The 13,972-nt window shown below is 71.7% G+C and carries 13 protein-coding genes; 8 read left to right on the forward strand and 5 right to left on the reverse strand.

Going from position 1 to position 13,972, the window contains the following annotated elements; all coding sequences use genetic code 11:
* Positions 1-20: 20 nt before the first annotated feature.
* Entirely contained in the window at positions 21-1,289 is a 1,269-nt protein-coding gene (locus tag ABD998_RS15850; RefSeq protein WP_345441328.1) for an Nramp family divalent metal transporter, read from the reverse strand.
* A 285-nt stretch (positions 1,290-1,574) separates the two neighbouring features.
* Between ABD998_RS15850 and ABD998_RS15855 the strand changes: the two genes are divergently transcribed.
* From ABD998_RS15855 to ABD998_RS15865, 3 genes are all read left to right on the forward strand, one after another.
* Positions 1,575-1,706, forward strand: coding sequence for a hypothetical protein (locus tag ABD998_RS15855; RefSeq protein ID WP_345441332.1), 132 nt, complete (start codon positions 1,575-1,577; stop codon positions 1,704-1,706).
* The gene (locus tag ABD998_RS15860; protein WP_345441335.1) at positions 1,707-3,182 is read left to right on the forward strand and encodes an HNH endonuclease signature motif containing protein; all 1,476 of its coding nucleotides are present in this window, start codon (positions 1,707-1,709) and stop codon (positions 3,180-3,182) included. It begins immediately after the preceding gene.
* A 177-nt stretch (positions 3,183-3,359) separates the two neighbouring features.
* Positions 3,360-4,199, forward strand: coding sequence for an SDR family oxidoreductase (locus ABD998_RS15865; RefSeq protein WP_345441338.1), 840 nt, complete (start codon positions 3,360-3,362; stop codon positions 4,197-4,199).
* A 3-nt stretch (positions 4,200-4,202) separates the two neighbouring features.
* Here ABD998_RS15865 and ABD998_RS15870 read toward each other — a convergent pair whose 3' ends face one another.
* Complete coding sequence (locus ABD998_RS15870) at positions 4,203-4,946, reverse strand: aminoglycoside 3'-phosphotransferase (RefSeq protein ID WP_345441340.1); 744 nt, start codon at positions 4,944-4,946, stop codon at positions 4,203-4,205.
* A 21-nt stretch (positions 4,947-4,967) separates the two neighbouring features.
* The gene (locus tag ABD998_RS15875) at positions 4,968-5,630 is read right to left on the reverse strand and encodes a GntR family transcriptional regulator (RefSeq protein WP_345441343.1); all 663 of its coding nucleotides are present in this window, start codon (positions 5,628-5,630) and stop codon (positions 4,968-4,970) included.
* 179 nt (positions 5,631-5,809) lie between these two features.
* Between ABD998_RS15875 and ABD998_RS15880 the strand changes: the two genes are divergently transcribed.
* From ABD998_RS15880 to ABD998_RS15900, 5 genes are all read left to right on the forward strand, one after another.
* Positions 5,810-7,201, forward strand: coding sequence for an MFS transporter (locus ABD998_RS15880; protein WP_345441346.1), 1,392 nt, complete (start codon positions 5,810-5,812; stop codon positions 7,199-7,201).
* Positions 7,194-7,880: an aspartate/glutamate racemase family protein gene (locus ABD998_RS15885; protein WP_345441349.1), complete on the forward strand. Its 687-nt coding sequence runs from the start codon at positions 7,194-7,196 to the stop codon at positions 7,878-7,880. Before ABD998_RS15880 ends, ABD998_RS15885 begins: the two co-directional genes overlap by 8 nt.
* A 210-nt stretch (positions 7,881-8,090) precedes the next feature.
* A complete protein-coding gene (gene rlmN, locus ABD998_RS15890; RefSeq protein ID WP_345441352.1) occupies positions 8,091-9,338 on the forward strand; it encodes a dual-specificity RNA methyltransferase RlmN in 1,248 nt (415 codons plus the stop codon).
* A 19-nt stretch (positions 9,339-9,357) separates the two neighbouring features.
* Positions 9,358-10,371 carry an aldo/keto reductase family protein gene (locus ABD998_RS15895; RefSeq protein ID WP_345441355.1) on the forward strand — a complete coding sequence of 338 codons (1,014 nt, stop codon included), beginning with the start codon at positions 9,358-9,360 and terminating at the stop codon, positions 10,369-10,371.
* A gap of 85 nt (positions 10,372-10,456) precedes the next feature.
* Positions 10,457-11,389 (forward strand): cytochrome b/b6 domain-containing protein, encoded by a 933-nt coding sequence (locus ABD998_RS15900; protein WP_345441358.1) that lies wholly within the window; start codon positions 10,457-10,459, stop codon positions 11,387-11,389.
* Here ABD998_RS15900 and ABD998_RS15905 read toward each other — a convergent pair whose 3' ends face one another.
* Together ABD998_RS15905 and ABD998_RS15910 are read right to left on the reverse strand one after the other, a co-directional pair.
* Positions 11,390-12,661, reverse strand: a complete 1,272-nt coding sequence (locus tag ABD998_RS15905) for an ATP-binding protein (RefSeq protein WP_345441361.1) — start codon at positions 12,659-12,661, stop codon at positions 11,390-11,392.
* A gap of 173 nt (positions 12,662-12,834) precedes the next feature.
* The gene (locus ABD998_RS15910; RefSeq protein ID WP_345441364.1) at positions 12,835-13,947 is read right to left on the reverse strand and encodes an NAD(P)-binding domain-containing protein; all 1,113 of its coding nucleotides are present in this window, start codon (positions 13,945-13,947) and stop codon (positions 12,835-12,837) included.
* Between the last annotated feature and the right edge of the window lie 25 nt (positions 13,948-13,972).

Below are 13,972 nucleotides of genomic sequence, written 5' to 3' on the forward strand. Positions count from 1 at the left end.
CGGCCCTCGGCCATCCCGTGTCAGCCGCCGAGCGTGCCGGCGAACGCGGCGATCGCGTTCCACCCCTGGTAGACGCCGAGCACGATGAACAGCACGGTCGTGATGCCGAGCGCGACGTTGAGATACCACTTGTTGCGGTACTCGCGCGGCACGCGGTCGGTGTTGAGGATGGGCAGGAGCGTGATGGCGAGGAACGGCATGAAGAGCGCGCCGAGGAAGCCGTAGAGCAGCACGAGGAAGATCGGCTGGTCGAGGAACAGCATGAGCATGGGCGGGAAGGTCAGCCACAGCACGTAGACCTTGAACCACTTGCCGTTGGCCTGGGCGTCCGGATGATCCGAGCCCTTGCCGGTGACGTTCCCCATGAAGTCGGCGAACATGAGCGAGACGCCGTTCCACACCCCCAGCACCGACGAGAACCCGGCGGCCCAGAACCCGACGAGGAACCACACGCCGATGAAGTCGCCGTAGCGCTCGCGCAGGACGGTGTCGAGCTCGAGGAGCCCCTGGTCGCCCGCCGACAGGGCGACGCCGGCCGCCTGCACGACCTCAACCCCCACGATGAGCATCGACACGACGAAGATTCCCGTGACGACATAGGCCACCGTGTTGTCGATGCGCATGACGCGCAGGAACTGCGGCTTGTCCCATCCCTTCTCGCGCAGCCAGTACCCGTATGCCGCGAGTGTGATCGTTCCGCCGACGCCGCCCGCGAGCGCGAGGGTGTAGAAGACGGCGTTGGGCGCATCGGGGATGAGCGGCACCACGCCCGAGAGCACCTGCAGCACGTTCGGCGCGGCGATGATCGCGAGGATGACGATGGTGACGAACATGAGGCCGACGAGCGCTGCCGAGATCTTCTCGAAGACCTTGTAGCGCCCGAACCAGACGAGGACGAAGGCGATCAGCCCCGTCGCGACGGCCCACATCCAGGTCTGGCCTCCGAAGAGGGCGACGAGGGGGAGCGCCGTCGAGCTCATGGCCGACGCGGCGTAGACGAACCCCCAGATGACGATGTAGGGCGCGAAGTACCAGACCGGCCAGCGGCCGAGGGAGCGCCAGCCCTCGAAGATCGTCCTTCCCGTCGCGACGGTGTAGCGCCCCGCGCCCTCGACGAGCACGATCTTGAGGATCACGCCGAGGAGGACCGCCCAGAGGAGCGTGTATCCGTAGTTCGATCCGGCGACCAGGGTCGCGACCATATCGGCCGATCCGACACCCGTCGCGGCCACGATGAGACCGGGGCCGATCACCTTCCATCTCGGGGTCTGCGGTGCCTGCGTCGTCATGCGTACCTCCTCGTATCGCCGGTGCGAGCGCGATTCGCCCGTCCTGGCACCGTATCGAGCCGAGGCGACGACCGGACGGATCTCCCCGGGCATGGTCGGAGGAGGACAGGTTTGAGGGTCGGCATGCTGGGTCTTCCTGTCGGCGGCCGGAACGTGGGGACGTCGATCATGCGCGAGCGCCGGCGGCGCGTCTGTTCCCGGCCGGGTGAGGAGAGCGCGGCGCCGAAGTCTGAAGGAGTATCGAACATGCTTGCTAATGTCTGTCACGTCTGGCATGATTGATATATGGACTTAAGTTCGCCATCGGGCGGGCTGTCGGGGTGGTTCCCGACGGCCGATGAGACGGTGCGGATGACGGCTCTCATGGAGGCGATGGATGTCGCGTCTCGGGCGATGGCGGCCGTCGAGGCGGGGTAGGTGCTGCTCGTCGCGCAGCTCGTGCAGATCGCGAATGCCCAGCACGACCGCGAGCGTCGCGCCGCGGCGCCAGGGGAAGAGGACCGCGGATGGGCGTACCGGTCCCTCGCGGAGGAGATCGCGGGAGTGCTCGGCTGCTCGCGGCGCACCGCGCAGGCGCGGATGGGCGATGCCGTGCAGCTCGTGAACGACTATCCCGAGACCCTCGCCCGGATGCAGGCGGGCGAGGTCACCGGGGCGCAGGCGCGTGTGATCCTCCGTCACGGTGAGACCCTCGACCAAGACGCACGGGGCATGTACGAGGGCCGCGTCCTCGCCCGCCTGGCGGAGGCGTCGATGAACACCGCCCGGCTCGCGGCGGCGTGCGAGAAGATCGCCGAAGACCTCCACCCCGTCCCCCTCTCGGAGCGGTTCGCGACCGCGCACGCCCGACGCCGGGTCGTGTTCGAATGCGATCGCGACGGGATGGGATGGCTGCACGCCTACCTCCCCGCCCTCGTCGGGCACGCGGCCCTAGAACGCATCCGCGCCCTCGCGTCCGAACTGAAGACAGCCGACACCGACCACACCGCCACAGCAACCGCACCCGCGGCACCCGCGGCCGCATCAGGAGCGGCATTCGGGATCGCGTCCCCGGCCCACGCCCCCGCCGCGCCTCACGCCGCCGCCGCGATGCACGAGTCGGACGCGCGCGCCGCCCCCGATGCGCCGGACGCGCGCACCGCCGCGCAACGGCAGGCCGACGTGCTCGCCGATCTGCTCCTCGCGGGAGCACCCACCGCCGGCCCCGACGGTGTTCCCACAGGGCTGTCCAGCATCCGCGCGCACGTGCAGATCACCATTCCCGCCCGCCCCCTCCTCGACACCGTCGCCGCCCGCCACAACGCGGATGCCGGAACAGACACCCTCCCCGACCTCGGGACCCCGTCGGCGGCGACCGGCCTCGCCGCCGCGTCCGCCGACGACCCCTCTCCGGCACGCGCACCGGCCTCGCCGCGCGGCGCTCCTCCCGAGCCTTCTTCACCCGACGGCGCCTGGCTTTGCGGGCACGGCGCGATCCCGATCGTGCAGGCCCTCGACCTCACCGCGAACGCACCCGGATGGGAACGCCTCTTCCACGACGCCGACACGGGCGCCCTCCTCACCGTCGACCACCGGCTCCCCACCACCGCGCAACGCCGCTACCTCACCGCCCGCGACGAGCACTGCCGCTTCCCCGGCTGCCGTACCCCCATCCGCACCCGCACCACCGACGCCGACCACACCCGCGACCACCGCCACGGCGGCCCCACCTGCATCTGCAACCTCGCCTACCTCTGCGAAAGCCACCACACCCTCAAACACCACTCCGCCTGGACCGTGCGCCAGAAACCCGGCGGCGTCCTCCAGTGGACATCCCCCACAGGACGCACCTACACCGACATCCCCGCCCCCGCCATCCGCTTCACCCCCGACGGCGACCCGCCGCCGTTCTGAGCGGCCACGATCTGAGAACCGACAGCACCGTCGGGCGACGGCGATCCGACCCGTTGTGGCCATCCGCCAACGATGGCGCGGCGCGACGCCCGGACACGGCAGGATGGGCGACGCACCGACCGCGGCGACGCCCCGGACCGGGCGATGCACCCGATGCCGCATGTTCGAAGGAGAACGATGATCCCCGACGGTTCCCTCGCCGGACGCACGATCCTCATGTCCGGCGGCAGCCGCGGGATCGGGCTCGCGATCGCGCTGCGCGCGGCCCGAGACGGCGCGAACATCGCCCTCCTCGCGAAGACCGACACCCCGCACCCCGTGCTCGAGGGGACCATCCACACGGCAGCCGAGGCCATCCGGGAGGCGGGAGGCGAGGCGCTCGCCATCGTCGGCGACGTCCGCGACGACGATGCGATCACCCGAGCCGTGCTCGAGACGGTGGGCGCCTTCGGCGGAATCGACGCCGTCGTCAACAACGCGAGCGTCATCGACCTGTCCGGCTCCGAGGCGCTCCCGGCGAAGAAGTACGACCTCATGCAGGACGTCAACGTGCGCGGCACCTTCATGCTCAGCCGCGCCGCCATCCCGGCCCTCCGCGACAGCGCGAACCCGCACATCCTCTCCCTGTCGCCGCCCCTCCACACCACCCCGCGATGGCTGGGCGCCCATCCCGGCTACAGCCTCGCCAAGTTCGGGATGACCATGGCGACGCTCGGTCTCGCCGCAGAGCTCGCCGACGCGGGCATCGCCGCCAACGCCCTCTGGCCGAAGACCCTCATCGCCACCGCCGCCGTGAAGAACGTCATCGGCGGAGATGCCATGATGGCCCGCAGCCGCACCCCCGAGATCTACGCCGACGCCGCCCACGCCGTCCTCACGCAGCCGTCCCGATCGCTCACGGGCCAGACCCTGCTCGTCGAGGACGTGCTGGCCGAGATCGGGGGCGACGACCTCGCCCGCTACGCGGCGGTGCCTGGCACGCCCGAGGCCGACCTCATCCCCGACATCTTCCTCTGACCCTCACGTCGCGTTCCACAGCTCGCGGTAGTACGCCATCCGCTCGCGATCCGGCTCCACGCCGTACGCCTCGACGAGGGCGTCCTCCCAGCCGGGGCCGTAGTTCCACCCCGTGCTCATCGCCGCGACAGCGATGTCGGCCCAGCGGTCGCCGACGCCCAGCGCGCCGAGGTCGACGTGCCCCGACCAGCGCCCGTCGTCGCCGATGAGCGTGTTCGGGCAGCAGGCGTCGCCGTGGCAGACGACGAGACGGTCGACAGGCGGCGGTGTGCGCAGCGACTCCGGCACGACGACGCCGCGCGACGCCGCGTTCGCGACACGCGACGCGACATCCCACGACCACGGGCACTCGGCGGCGAGCAGCGCGTCGTGCAGCGCACGCAGTCCCTCGCCCACCGCCCGCACCGCCGTCGCGGGGTCGTCGATCCATCGCGGCGCGACGGCGCTCAGGCCCGGGATGGCGCGGGTCGTCATCCACTCGTGCACGCCGTCCGAACCCTGGTCGATCACCGACGGCACCCGCAGCCGACCCGCCGCCCACGCGAGCCGCTCCGCCTCCGCCGCCATCGACGTCTCCAGGTCGACCGGGCCCCACTTGATGTAGCGCCCGTCGTCGGTGCGGAACGTCAGGCCGCCGAGCGCGTTGACCCACACCGGCTCGAGCGCGGCCCCCGCCGCGAGCTCGCGCACCCGCTGCGGCACGACGACGCCGTCGGGCGAGGGCACGCGCGCCATCGGGATGCTCATGCCGCCATCCTGCCCGATGAGTCACCCCTCCGCGATGAACCCCGGCACGTCGGACAGCGTCGCGATCGTGCGGCGGCGCCCCCACTCGACGTGCGCGTGCGCGAGCGAGCCGGCGAGCTGCGCGTCGCCCTCTCCGATCGCCTTCGCGAGCCGCACATGCTCGTCGTGGCGCACCGAGGGGTCCGTCGACATGTTCGCGATGTTGAGGCGGTTGCTGCGTTCGTTGAGCGGGCCCATGGTCGAGATGAACAGCCGGTTGCCCGCGATCGCCTCGATCGCGCCGTGCACCCGCCCGCTCTCGACGTGGAAGGTCCGCAGGTCGCGCGCGTCGAGAGCGTCAGAAGCGGCGTCGACGACGGCGAGGAGCGCCGTCGGGTCGGCGCCCGACGCCACCGCCGTCGCGGCGGTGCGCGCGACGAGCGGCTCGAGCGCCGCGCGGATGTCGTACAGCTCATCGACGTCGCGTCGCGTGATCGTCGTCACGACCGCCGTCTTGCGAGGCGTGACCGATACCAGGCCAGCCAGCTCGAGCGGGCTCATCGCCTCGCGGATCGGCACGCGCGACACGCCCAGCTCGGCGGCCAGGTCGCGTTCGCGGATGGCCTCGCCCGCCGGCAGGCGCCCGTCGAGGATGCGCGCACGCAGTTCCTCGTACACGGCCTGTGCCCGTGTCTTCTCCGCCATCCCGGTCCCTTCGGTCTACCGACCACGCCAGCACGATCCTATCGAGCGCGACGGCTGCGCGACCGGCGGCCACGAAACACGGAATTTACGCGGGAGTAACCCCGTCTACGTGTCACCGACCTACCGTGGACCTCACCCTTCGGTATACCGAAGCCTCTCCCGCGGACGAAAGGCCTCCCATGTCCACCTCCTCCGACACGGCGTCGAAGCCCGTGCTCAGCGAGCAGATCGAGAGCGCCTACGCGCGCATCGGCGTCACGAGCGCGCACATCGGCATCGTCGCGATGATCCTGTTCGGCGTCTTCTTCGACGCCATCGAGCAGAACACGGTCGGCATCGCCGGCCCTCTCCTCTCCGCGGACTGGGGCATCGGGGGAGCGCAGCTCGGCCTGCTCAACACCGCCACCTTCACGGCCGTCGCCCTCGGGCGTGTGCTCGCCGGCATCGTCATGGACCGCATCGGCCGCCGCACCCTCCTGGGCGCGAACCTGCTCGTGTTCGCGATCGGCTCGCTGATGTGCGCGCTCGCGCCGACCTACGAGGTGCTGGTCGCCGCGCGGTTCCTCGTCGGGCTCGGCCTCGGCGGTGAGATCGCGACCGCCGTCATCATGCTCTCGGAGTTCTTCTCGGCGAAGCACCGCGGCACGGCCGTCGGCCTCATCAACGTCGCTGCCGCGGGCCTCGGCAACATGCTCGCGCCGCTCTTCGGCGTCATCGTGTTCGCGGCGTTCTCGGGCGACGACGCGTGGCGATGGCTGTTCGGCCTGCTCGTGCTGCCCGCGCTGGCTGTCGTGGTATACCGACGTGCCCTGCCGGAGACCCCGCGGTATCTCGCTGCCCGAGGTCGCGTCGCCGAGGCCAACACCGTCATCAACCGCCTGGCACAGCGCCGCCTGCGCGGCAGCCTCGGAGACGAGGTGGAGTACCTCGACGCCTCGACCTCCGCAGATGCGCCACCCGCCCGCCCCGCGCGCTGGACCGAGCTCTTCTCCGTGCGCTATCGCCGCACGACGTTCTCGCTCGGCGTCGCGGTCTGCATGTCGTACGCGGCCCAGATCTCGATGCTCACACTCATCCCGCTCATCCTCACCGACCGCGGCTTCGACATCACGAGCGCCCTCTGGTACACCCTCGTGATGCAGTCGGGCTCGCTCGTCGGCGCGCTCACCGCGGCGCTCGTCGCCCGCCGCCTGCCCCGAAAGCTCACGCTGACCGCCGCCGCCGTGCTCGGCATCGGCGCCGGCCTCGGCTTCGGTTTCCTCGGCAGCACCGTGGCGCTCGTGCTGCTGTTCGGCGCGCTGTTCAACTTCTCGGTGATCGTGCTCAACACGACGATCTGGCTCTTCGCGCCCGAGCAGTACCCGACGCGCATCCGCGGTCTCGGCACCTCCGTCATCCTCGCCCTCGGGTCGCTGTCGGGCGGGCTGTTCCCGCTCGCCGCGGGCGCCGTGCTCGACGCCGCCGGCGTCGGCGGGATGTTCGCACTGCTCGCCGGGCTGTTCGCGATCTGCGCGATCGCGGTGCAGTTTCCCCGTGAGACCGTCGGCCGCCCCATGGTGGAGGATGACTGACGTGCCCGGCGCTCCGCTCGCGCTGCTCATCGTCAACCCCAACACGAACGACGACACGACGCGGCTGCTCGTCGCCACAGCAGGCGAGGCGGCGGGGCCGGGCGTCGAGGTGGCGGGCGCCACGGCAGCGCACGGCCCGCGGATGATCACCGATCCACAGGCGCTCGCGGCGGCCGCTCCGCACGTGGCCCGGGCCGCGGTCGAGGCGATGCGGCGGCGGAGAGTCGACGCCATCGTGATCGGCGCTTACGGAGATCCGGGGCTCGTAGAGACCGCTGCGGCCACGGGCGTGCCTGTCGTCGGCATCGGCGGGGCCTCGGTGCAGGCCGCGGCCCGTGGCGGCCGCCGGTTCGCGATCGCGACGACGACGGGCCGCCTCACCGGCGCGCTGCACGACCTCGTCGAGCGCAACGGGCTGCTCGACCGGTACATCGGCTGCTACCTCACTGCGTCGCCCGCCGAGCGGCTCGACGACGCGGAGCGGCTCGTCGACGAGCTGAGGACCGCCTGCCGCCGCGCCCAGGCAGACGGGGCCGAGGCGGTCGTCATCGGCGGAGGCCCGCTGAGCGCCGCCGCCGAGACCCTCACCCGAGAGCTCGGCGACGAGCTGCCGATCATCGAGCCGGTGAAGGAGGCGGTCGCCACCGCTCTCGCCGCCCTGGTGCCATCCGCCATCTGACACGGGACGCATCGCAGGAGATCCGCGCCGCCCGAGCGGGAAGCCCGAGTGATCGCGCCGTCGGGCCGCATGACGGGCTCCGGATCTCCTGCGATGTGTCCGGCGGCGCCCGGCGGTGTCCGGAGGCGCCCGGCAGCGCCGGGCTGGCGGGCGGCCCGGAACCCGCGGAGACCAGGTGGTTCGCAGGCCCGAAGCCCTACCCTGGAGAGCATGACCGAGAGCGAGCGACCCGCCCCGACGCGCCCGACGAGCACCGGCGTGCGCCAGGTGCGCCCGCGCACGGAGGGCTGGCAGCAGCAGAAGGACGACTCGGGCCGCCCGCTGCTGCAGTTCGCGAGCCCCAAGCGCGGGAAGCCGCCCGTGCACCTCGCCGACCTCGCACCCGAGGAGCGCACCGCGAAGCTGAAGGAGCTGGGCCTTCCGGGCTTCCGCGCGAAGCAGCTCGCGAAGCACTACTTCACGCGCCACACGAGCGATGCAGCCGACATGACCGACCTTCCCGCCGCAGGGCGCGAGGAGCTCGTCGCGGGCCTGCTGCCTCCGCTCCTCACCGAGGTGCGCCGGCTGCAGACCGATGGCGGCGACACGATCAAGTTCCTCTGGAAGCTGCACGACGGCGCGCTCGTCGAGTCGGTGCTCATGCGCTACCCCGGCCGCATCACGCTGTGCGTGTCGTCGCAGGCGGGCTGCGGCATGAACTGCCCGTTCTGCGCGACCGGGCAGGCGGGCCTCACGCGCAACATGTCGGCGGCGGAGATCGTCGACCAGGTCGTGCGCGCCAACGCCCTCATCGCGCGCGGCGAGCTCGGCGGGAAGAAGTCCGACGACCACAGCGCGGAGCGCGTGTCGAACATCGTCTTCATGGGGATGGGCGAGCCCCTCGCCAACTACAACCGCGTCATGCAGGCCGTGCGCGTCATGGTCGACAAGAAGGAGGGCCTCGGGATGAGCGCCCGCGGCATCACGGTGTCGACCGTGGGTCTCGTGCCGGCCATCCGCAAGCTCGCCAACGAGGACATCCCCGTCACCTTCGCACTGTCGCTGCACGCGCCCGACGACGAGCTGCGCGACGAGCTCATCCCCGTCAACTCGCGCTGGAAGGTCGACGAGGCGCTCGACGCGGCTCGCGCCTACTTCGACAAGACCGGTCGCCGCGTGTCGATCGAGTACGCCCTCATCCGCGACATGAACGACCACCCGTGGCGCGCCGACCTGCTCGCCGAGAAGCTCAACGCGCGCGGGCGCGGCTGGGTGCACGTGAACCCGATCCCGCTCAACCCGACGCCGGGATCGGTGTGGGACGCGTCGCCGCGCTCGGCGCAGCTCGAGTTCGTGCGCCGCCTCAACGACGCGGGCGTGCCCACGACCATCCGCGACACCCGCGGCAAGGAGATCGACGGCGCGTGCGGCCAGCTCGTCGCGACCGAGGAGGACGAGGTCGCGGCCGCAACCGCCTGAGCGCCGATAGCGTGGACCCATGGTCAACTATCGCTACCTCGGCAACAGCGGCTTCAAGGTCTCCGAGATCACCTACGGCAACTGGGTGACCCACGCCTCCCAGGTCGAGAACGACGCGGCGATCGCCACCGTGCACGCCGCTCTCGACGCCGGCATCACGACGTTCGACACCGCGGACACCTACGCCAACACGGCCGCGGAGGAGGTGCTCGCCGAGGCGCTGAAGGGCCAGCGGCGCGAGAGCCTCGAGATCTTCACGAAGGTCTACTTCCCGATCGGTCCGAAGGGCCCCAACGACACCGGGCTCAGCCGCAAGCACATCCGCGACGGCATCGAGGGATCGCTGCGTCGGCTGGGCGTCGACTACGTCGACCTCTACCAGGCGCACCGCTACGATCACGAGACGCCGCTCGAGGAGACGATGCAGGCGTTCGCCGACATCGTCCGCCAGGGCAAGGCCCTGTACATCGGCGTCTCGGAGTGGACGGCCGAGCAGCTGCGCGAGGGACACGCCCTCGCGACGCAGCTCGGCTTCCAGCTCGTCTCGAACCAGCCGCAATACTCCATGCTCCACCGCGTCATCGAGGGCAAGGTGGTGCCGGCGAGCGAGGAGCTCGGCATCTCGCAGATCGTGTGGTCGCCCATGGCCCAGGGTGTGCTCAGCGGCAAGTACGTGCCCGGCCAGCCCGTGCCGGCGGGCAGCCGCGCGACCGACGAGAAGAGCGGAGCCGGGTTCATCCAGCGCTTCCTCGCCGACGACACCCTCACGGCCGTGCAGAAGCTCAAGCCCATCGCCTCCGACCTCGGGCTCACCATGCCGCAGCTCGCGATCGCCTGGGTGCTGCAGAACCCCAATGTGGCGGCCGCGCTCGTGGGGGCGTCGCGGCCCGAGCAGCTCGCGGACACCGTCAAGGCGTCGGGCGTCGTGATCGAGGCCGATGCGCTCGCCGCGATCGACGCGGCGCTCGCGGGCGTCGTGAACGACGACCCGGAGGACACCTACGGCGTCTCGCCGGCCGCGCGTCTCGTCTGACGCGCAGCGCCCCCGGGCCCGCGCTCGGGGGCGCTGTGTTTCGCCGGGTTTCCGGATGTGACGACCCGATTGGCATGATCGTCTGGTGACGTCCCCCCGCCCCCGCACGCCCCGGCTCGAGACGACGCCGTGGCCCCGTGCGCTCGCGTACCTCCTCGGCGCCGCGTCGCTCCCGGTCCTCGGACTCATGGCCGTCGCGGCCGTCCGATGGCTCATGAGCTTCGGGGCCGTCGCCGATCTCGTCGCCGCCTACCCCGGCACGTCCACGCTCCCCGAGGTCACGGCCCCCGGCATCCCCGCGTGGGTATCGTGGACGCACTTCCTCAACGCGTTCTTCCTCGTCCTCATCATCCGTTCGGGGCTGCGGGTGCGGAACGAGAAGGTCGCCGGCGGCCTGTGGTCGTCGAGGAAGGTCAAGAAGCGGCGGATGAGCCTCGCCCTGTGGGGCCACATCGCCGTCGACGTGCTGTGGCTCGTGAACGGCGTCGTGTTCGTCGTGCTCCTCTTCGCCACGGGCCACTGGGCGCGCATCGTCCCGACGAGCTGGGACGTCTTCCCGCACGCGCTCTCCGCCTTCCTCCAGTACGCGTCGCTCGACTGGCCCGTCCACGACGGCTGGACGCACTACAACGCGCTGCAGCAGCTGAGCTACTTCGCCATCGTGTTCCTCGCCGCTCCCGTCGCCGCACTCACGGGCTTCCGCCTCAGCGCCTTCTGGCCGCGTCAGAACGAGAGGCTGAGCCGGGTCTTCCCCGAGAAGCTCGCGAAGAGCCTGCACTGGCCGACCATGCTGTTCTTCGTCGCCTTCGTGATCGTGCACGTCGGCCTCGTCCTGACGACGGGGCTGCGCCGCAACCTCAACACGATGTACGCCGGCAATGACGGAGACGGATGGCTCGGGGCCGTTGTCTTCCTCGGCTCGCTCGTCATCCTCGCGGCAGGCTGGCTCGCCATCCGCCACGACCGCTGGATCGCGGCCGTGGCGAGGCGGTTCGGCGACGTGCGCCTGCGGAAGTAGCTACAGCCTCGCGAGCGTGCGCACGTCGTCGCGGAACTCGCGCGCCGTCTCCTCGGAGACGGTCGCACGCGTCGCCCGGAGCGCGGCGAGGTAGTCCGCCGTCGCGAGGGGCGCCTCGTCGCCGCCCTTGAGCGCACGGGCGAGGGCCTCCTGCGATGCGCGACGCGCGGCGTACTCGATGTCGGCGGGGGTGAGCCCCTCGCTCGACTCCATGAGCGCGTCGAAGTCGAGCCCCTCGGCCACGGGCCGCGGCACGTAGCGGCGCCAGATCGCGCGCCGTGCCTCGGCGTCGGGCAGGCCGATCGGGATGACGTAGTCGAAGCGGCCGTGCCGCAGGAACGCCGCATCGAGCGCGCGCACGAAGTTCGTCGCGCAGACGAGCAGCCGGCCCTCGCGCTCGCGGAACTCCGCGACGAGCTTGAGGAGCTCGTTCGTCACGCCCTGCATGGGCGAAGGCGGCTCGCCGCCGCGCCGGGCTGCGATCTCCTCCACCTCGTCGATGAACACGACCGCGTGCTCCAGCTCACCGATGACCTCGAACGTCGAGCGCAGCGCGGCCGCGAGACCTCCCGGCTCGCCGGAGAGCCGCGAGGGGAACAGCTCCACGAACGGCCAGTCGAGCCGGGAGGCGACGGCCTTCGCGAACGTCGTCTTGCCTGTGCCGGGAGGCCCGAACAGCATGACGGCGCGCGGGGGCACGACGCCGTACCGGTCGGCGAGATCGGGGCGCGAGAGCGGCACGACGAGCCGCTCCTCGAGCAGGTCCTTCTCCAGCTGCATGCCGCTCACGGCATCCCATAGATGCCGCGGGAGGATGCGCCCGCCGACGTCCTTCAGCAGATCGAGCTCGCGGCGCTGCACGGGCATCTGCCGCTCGAGGTAGCGCAGTTGCGTGCGCGCCTCGAAGCCGTTGGCCGTGAGCCCGTCGACGGCGCCGGCCCGGTCGGCGACGAGGATCGAGAGCTTGCCGAGGCCGAGCGGAGCCATCCGGCGCTCGAGCGCGTCGAGGAGGCCCGCTTCGACGCGGTCGTCGCGCTCGTGGGGGCTCACGCCGAAGAACACGACCCACCCCTGCGCGTGCGCGGCCCGGCCGACGGCGGCTCCGACGATCTCGTCGTCGCGGACGGCCACGACGGCGTGATCGGCCTGGCACGAGGCGATCACCTCGGACAGGGCGTAGACGGGGGAGTCGGCGCGGGCGACGTCCTCCCAGAGGCGGACGATCCCGTCGAGGTCGTCGTCGTGGAAGTCGCGGATGCGGGTACGGCTCATGATGCCTCCTGGCGGCAGGTCGCTCCGAGGGAGCGGCGGAAGGGTGCCGGCAGGGATGGTGCCGCGTCGATGCGGTCCCGGGTGCGGGACGGTACCGAAAGGGTACCGGATGGCTCAGGCGGCGTCGCGCCCGGCGGTCATCGCCGTGTGGCGGGAACGACCGGGCGGATGGCTCAGGCGGCGTCGCGCGCGGCGGTCATCTCGGCGACGATGGCGCGCACGGCATCGCGCCCCGCCCGGTTGGCGCCGACGGTCGATGCCGAGGGGCCGTAGCCGAGGAGGAAGAGGCGCGGCTCGTCGATCGCGCGTCCGTGCGAGGCGCGGATGCCGCCCTCGGGGGTCCGCAGCCGCAGCGGAGCGAGGTGCCGGAGCGCGGGTCGGAAGCCCGTCGCCCACAGGATGGCGTCGGCCGCGACGAACGAGCCGTCGGCCATCCGCACGCCGTCCTCCTCGATCGACGCGAACATCGGATGGCGCACGAGCACACCGCGCTCGCGCGCGGCGAGCGCCCACGGCGTCCAGTGCATGCCGGTCACGGAGATGACGCTGCCGGGCGGGAGGCCGCGGCTCACCCGCTCCTCGACGCCCGCGATCGCTGCGATGCGCGCGGACTCGTCGAAAGCCGCGTCGGTCCACTCGGGCTCGCGCCGCGTCATCCACACCGTCTCGGCGACGTGCGAGATCTCCTCGAGCAGCTGCACGGCGGAGATGCCGGCGCCGACGACGATGACGCGCTGACCCGCGAACGCCTCGGCGGACACGTAGTCGGCGACGTGCAGCTGGCGTCCCCGGAACCGCTCCTGGCCCGGGAAGCGGGGGACGAACGGCTGCGTCCACGTGCCCGTCGCGTTGACGACGTAGCGCGCCGCCCACTGACCCTCCGACCCGGCCCCCTCCGTCCCGGCCCCCTCCGACGTCTCGACGACGAGGCGCTCGCCGCCCGCGCGGCGCACGGCGCGCACCGAGACGGGGCGGCGCACGCGGAGGTCGAACATCTCCTCGTACTCGGCGAAGTACGCCGGCAGGACGTCGCGGCTCGCGCCGGCCGGGTCGGCGGGCGGCACGGGATGGCCGGGGAGCTCGTGGATGCCGTTCACGGTGCCCATCCGGAGGGACTCCCAGCGGTGCTGCCACGCGCCGCCCGGCGCCGCGTTCGCATCGAGGACGGCGAACGTCGCCCCCGCCGCCGCCTCGTCGACGGGGGAGAACCCGCGACGCCGCAGGTGGTACGCCGCCGAGAGGCCGGCCTGACCGGCCCCGATCACGAGCACGTCGACGGGGGTCACGGTGAGATCAACCCCGCGCGAGCAC

The sequence above is a fragment of the Microbacterium gilvum genome (assembly GCF_039543865.1).
Lineage (GTDB): Bacteria > Actinomycetota > Actinomycetes > Actinomycetales > Microbacteriaceae > Microbacterium > Microbacterium gilvum.

Excerpts from the sequence above, each read along its gene's own strand:
- ABD998_RS15850 (WP_345441328.1), bottom strand. The coding sequence starts at position 1,289 with ATGACGACGCAGGCACCGCAGACCCCGAGATGGAAGGTGATCGGCCCC.
- ABD998_RS15855 (WP_345441332.1), top strand. The coding sequence starts at position 1,575 with ATGGACTTAAGTTCGCCATCGGGCGGGCTGTCGGGGTGGTTCCCGACG.
- ABD998_RS15865 (WP_345441338.1), top strand. The coding sequence starts at position 3,360 with ATGATCCCCGACGGTTCCCTCGCCGGACGCACGATCCTCATGTCCGGC.
- ABD998_RS15870 (WP_345441340.1), bottom strand. The coding sequence starts at position 4,946 with ATGAGCATCCCGATGGCGCGCGTGCCCTCGCCCGACGGCGTCGTCGTG.
- ABD998_RS15875 (WP_345441343.1), bottom strand. The coding sequence starts at position 5,630 with ATGGCGGAGAAGACACGGGCACAGGCCGTGTACGAGGAACTGCGTGCG.
- ABD998_RS15880 (WP_345441346.1), top strand. The coding sequence starts at position 5,810 with ATGTCCACCTCCTCCGACACGGCGTCGAAGCCCGTGCTCAGCGAGCAG.
- ABD998_RS15885 (WP_345441349.1), top strand. The coding sequence starts at position 7,194 with ATGACTGACGTGCCCGGCGCTCCGCTCGCGCTGCTCATCGTCAACCCC.
- rlmN (WP_345441352.1), top strand. The coding sequence starts at position 8,091 with ATGACCGAGAGCGAGCGACCCGCCCCGACGCGCCCGACGAGCACCGGC.
- ABD998_RS15895 (WP_345441355.1), top strand. The coding sequence starts at position 9,358 with ATGGTCAACTATCGCTACCTCGGCAACAGCGGCTTCAAGGTCTCCGAG.
- ABD998_RS15905 (WP_345441361.1), bottom strand. The coding sequence starts at position 12,661 with ATGAGCCGTACCCGCATCCGCGACTTCCACGACGACGACCTCGACGGG.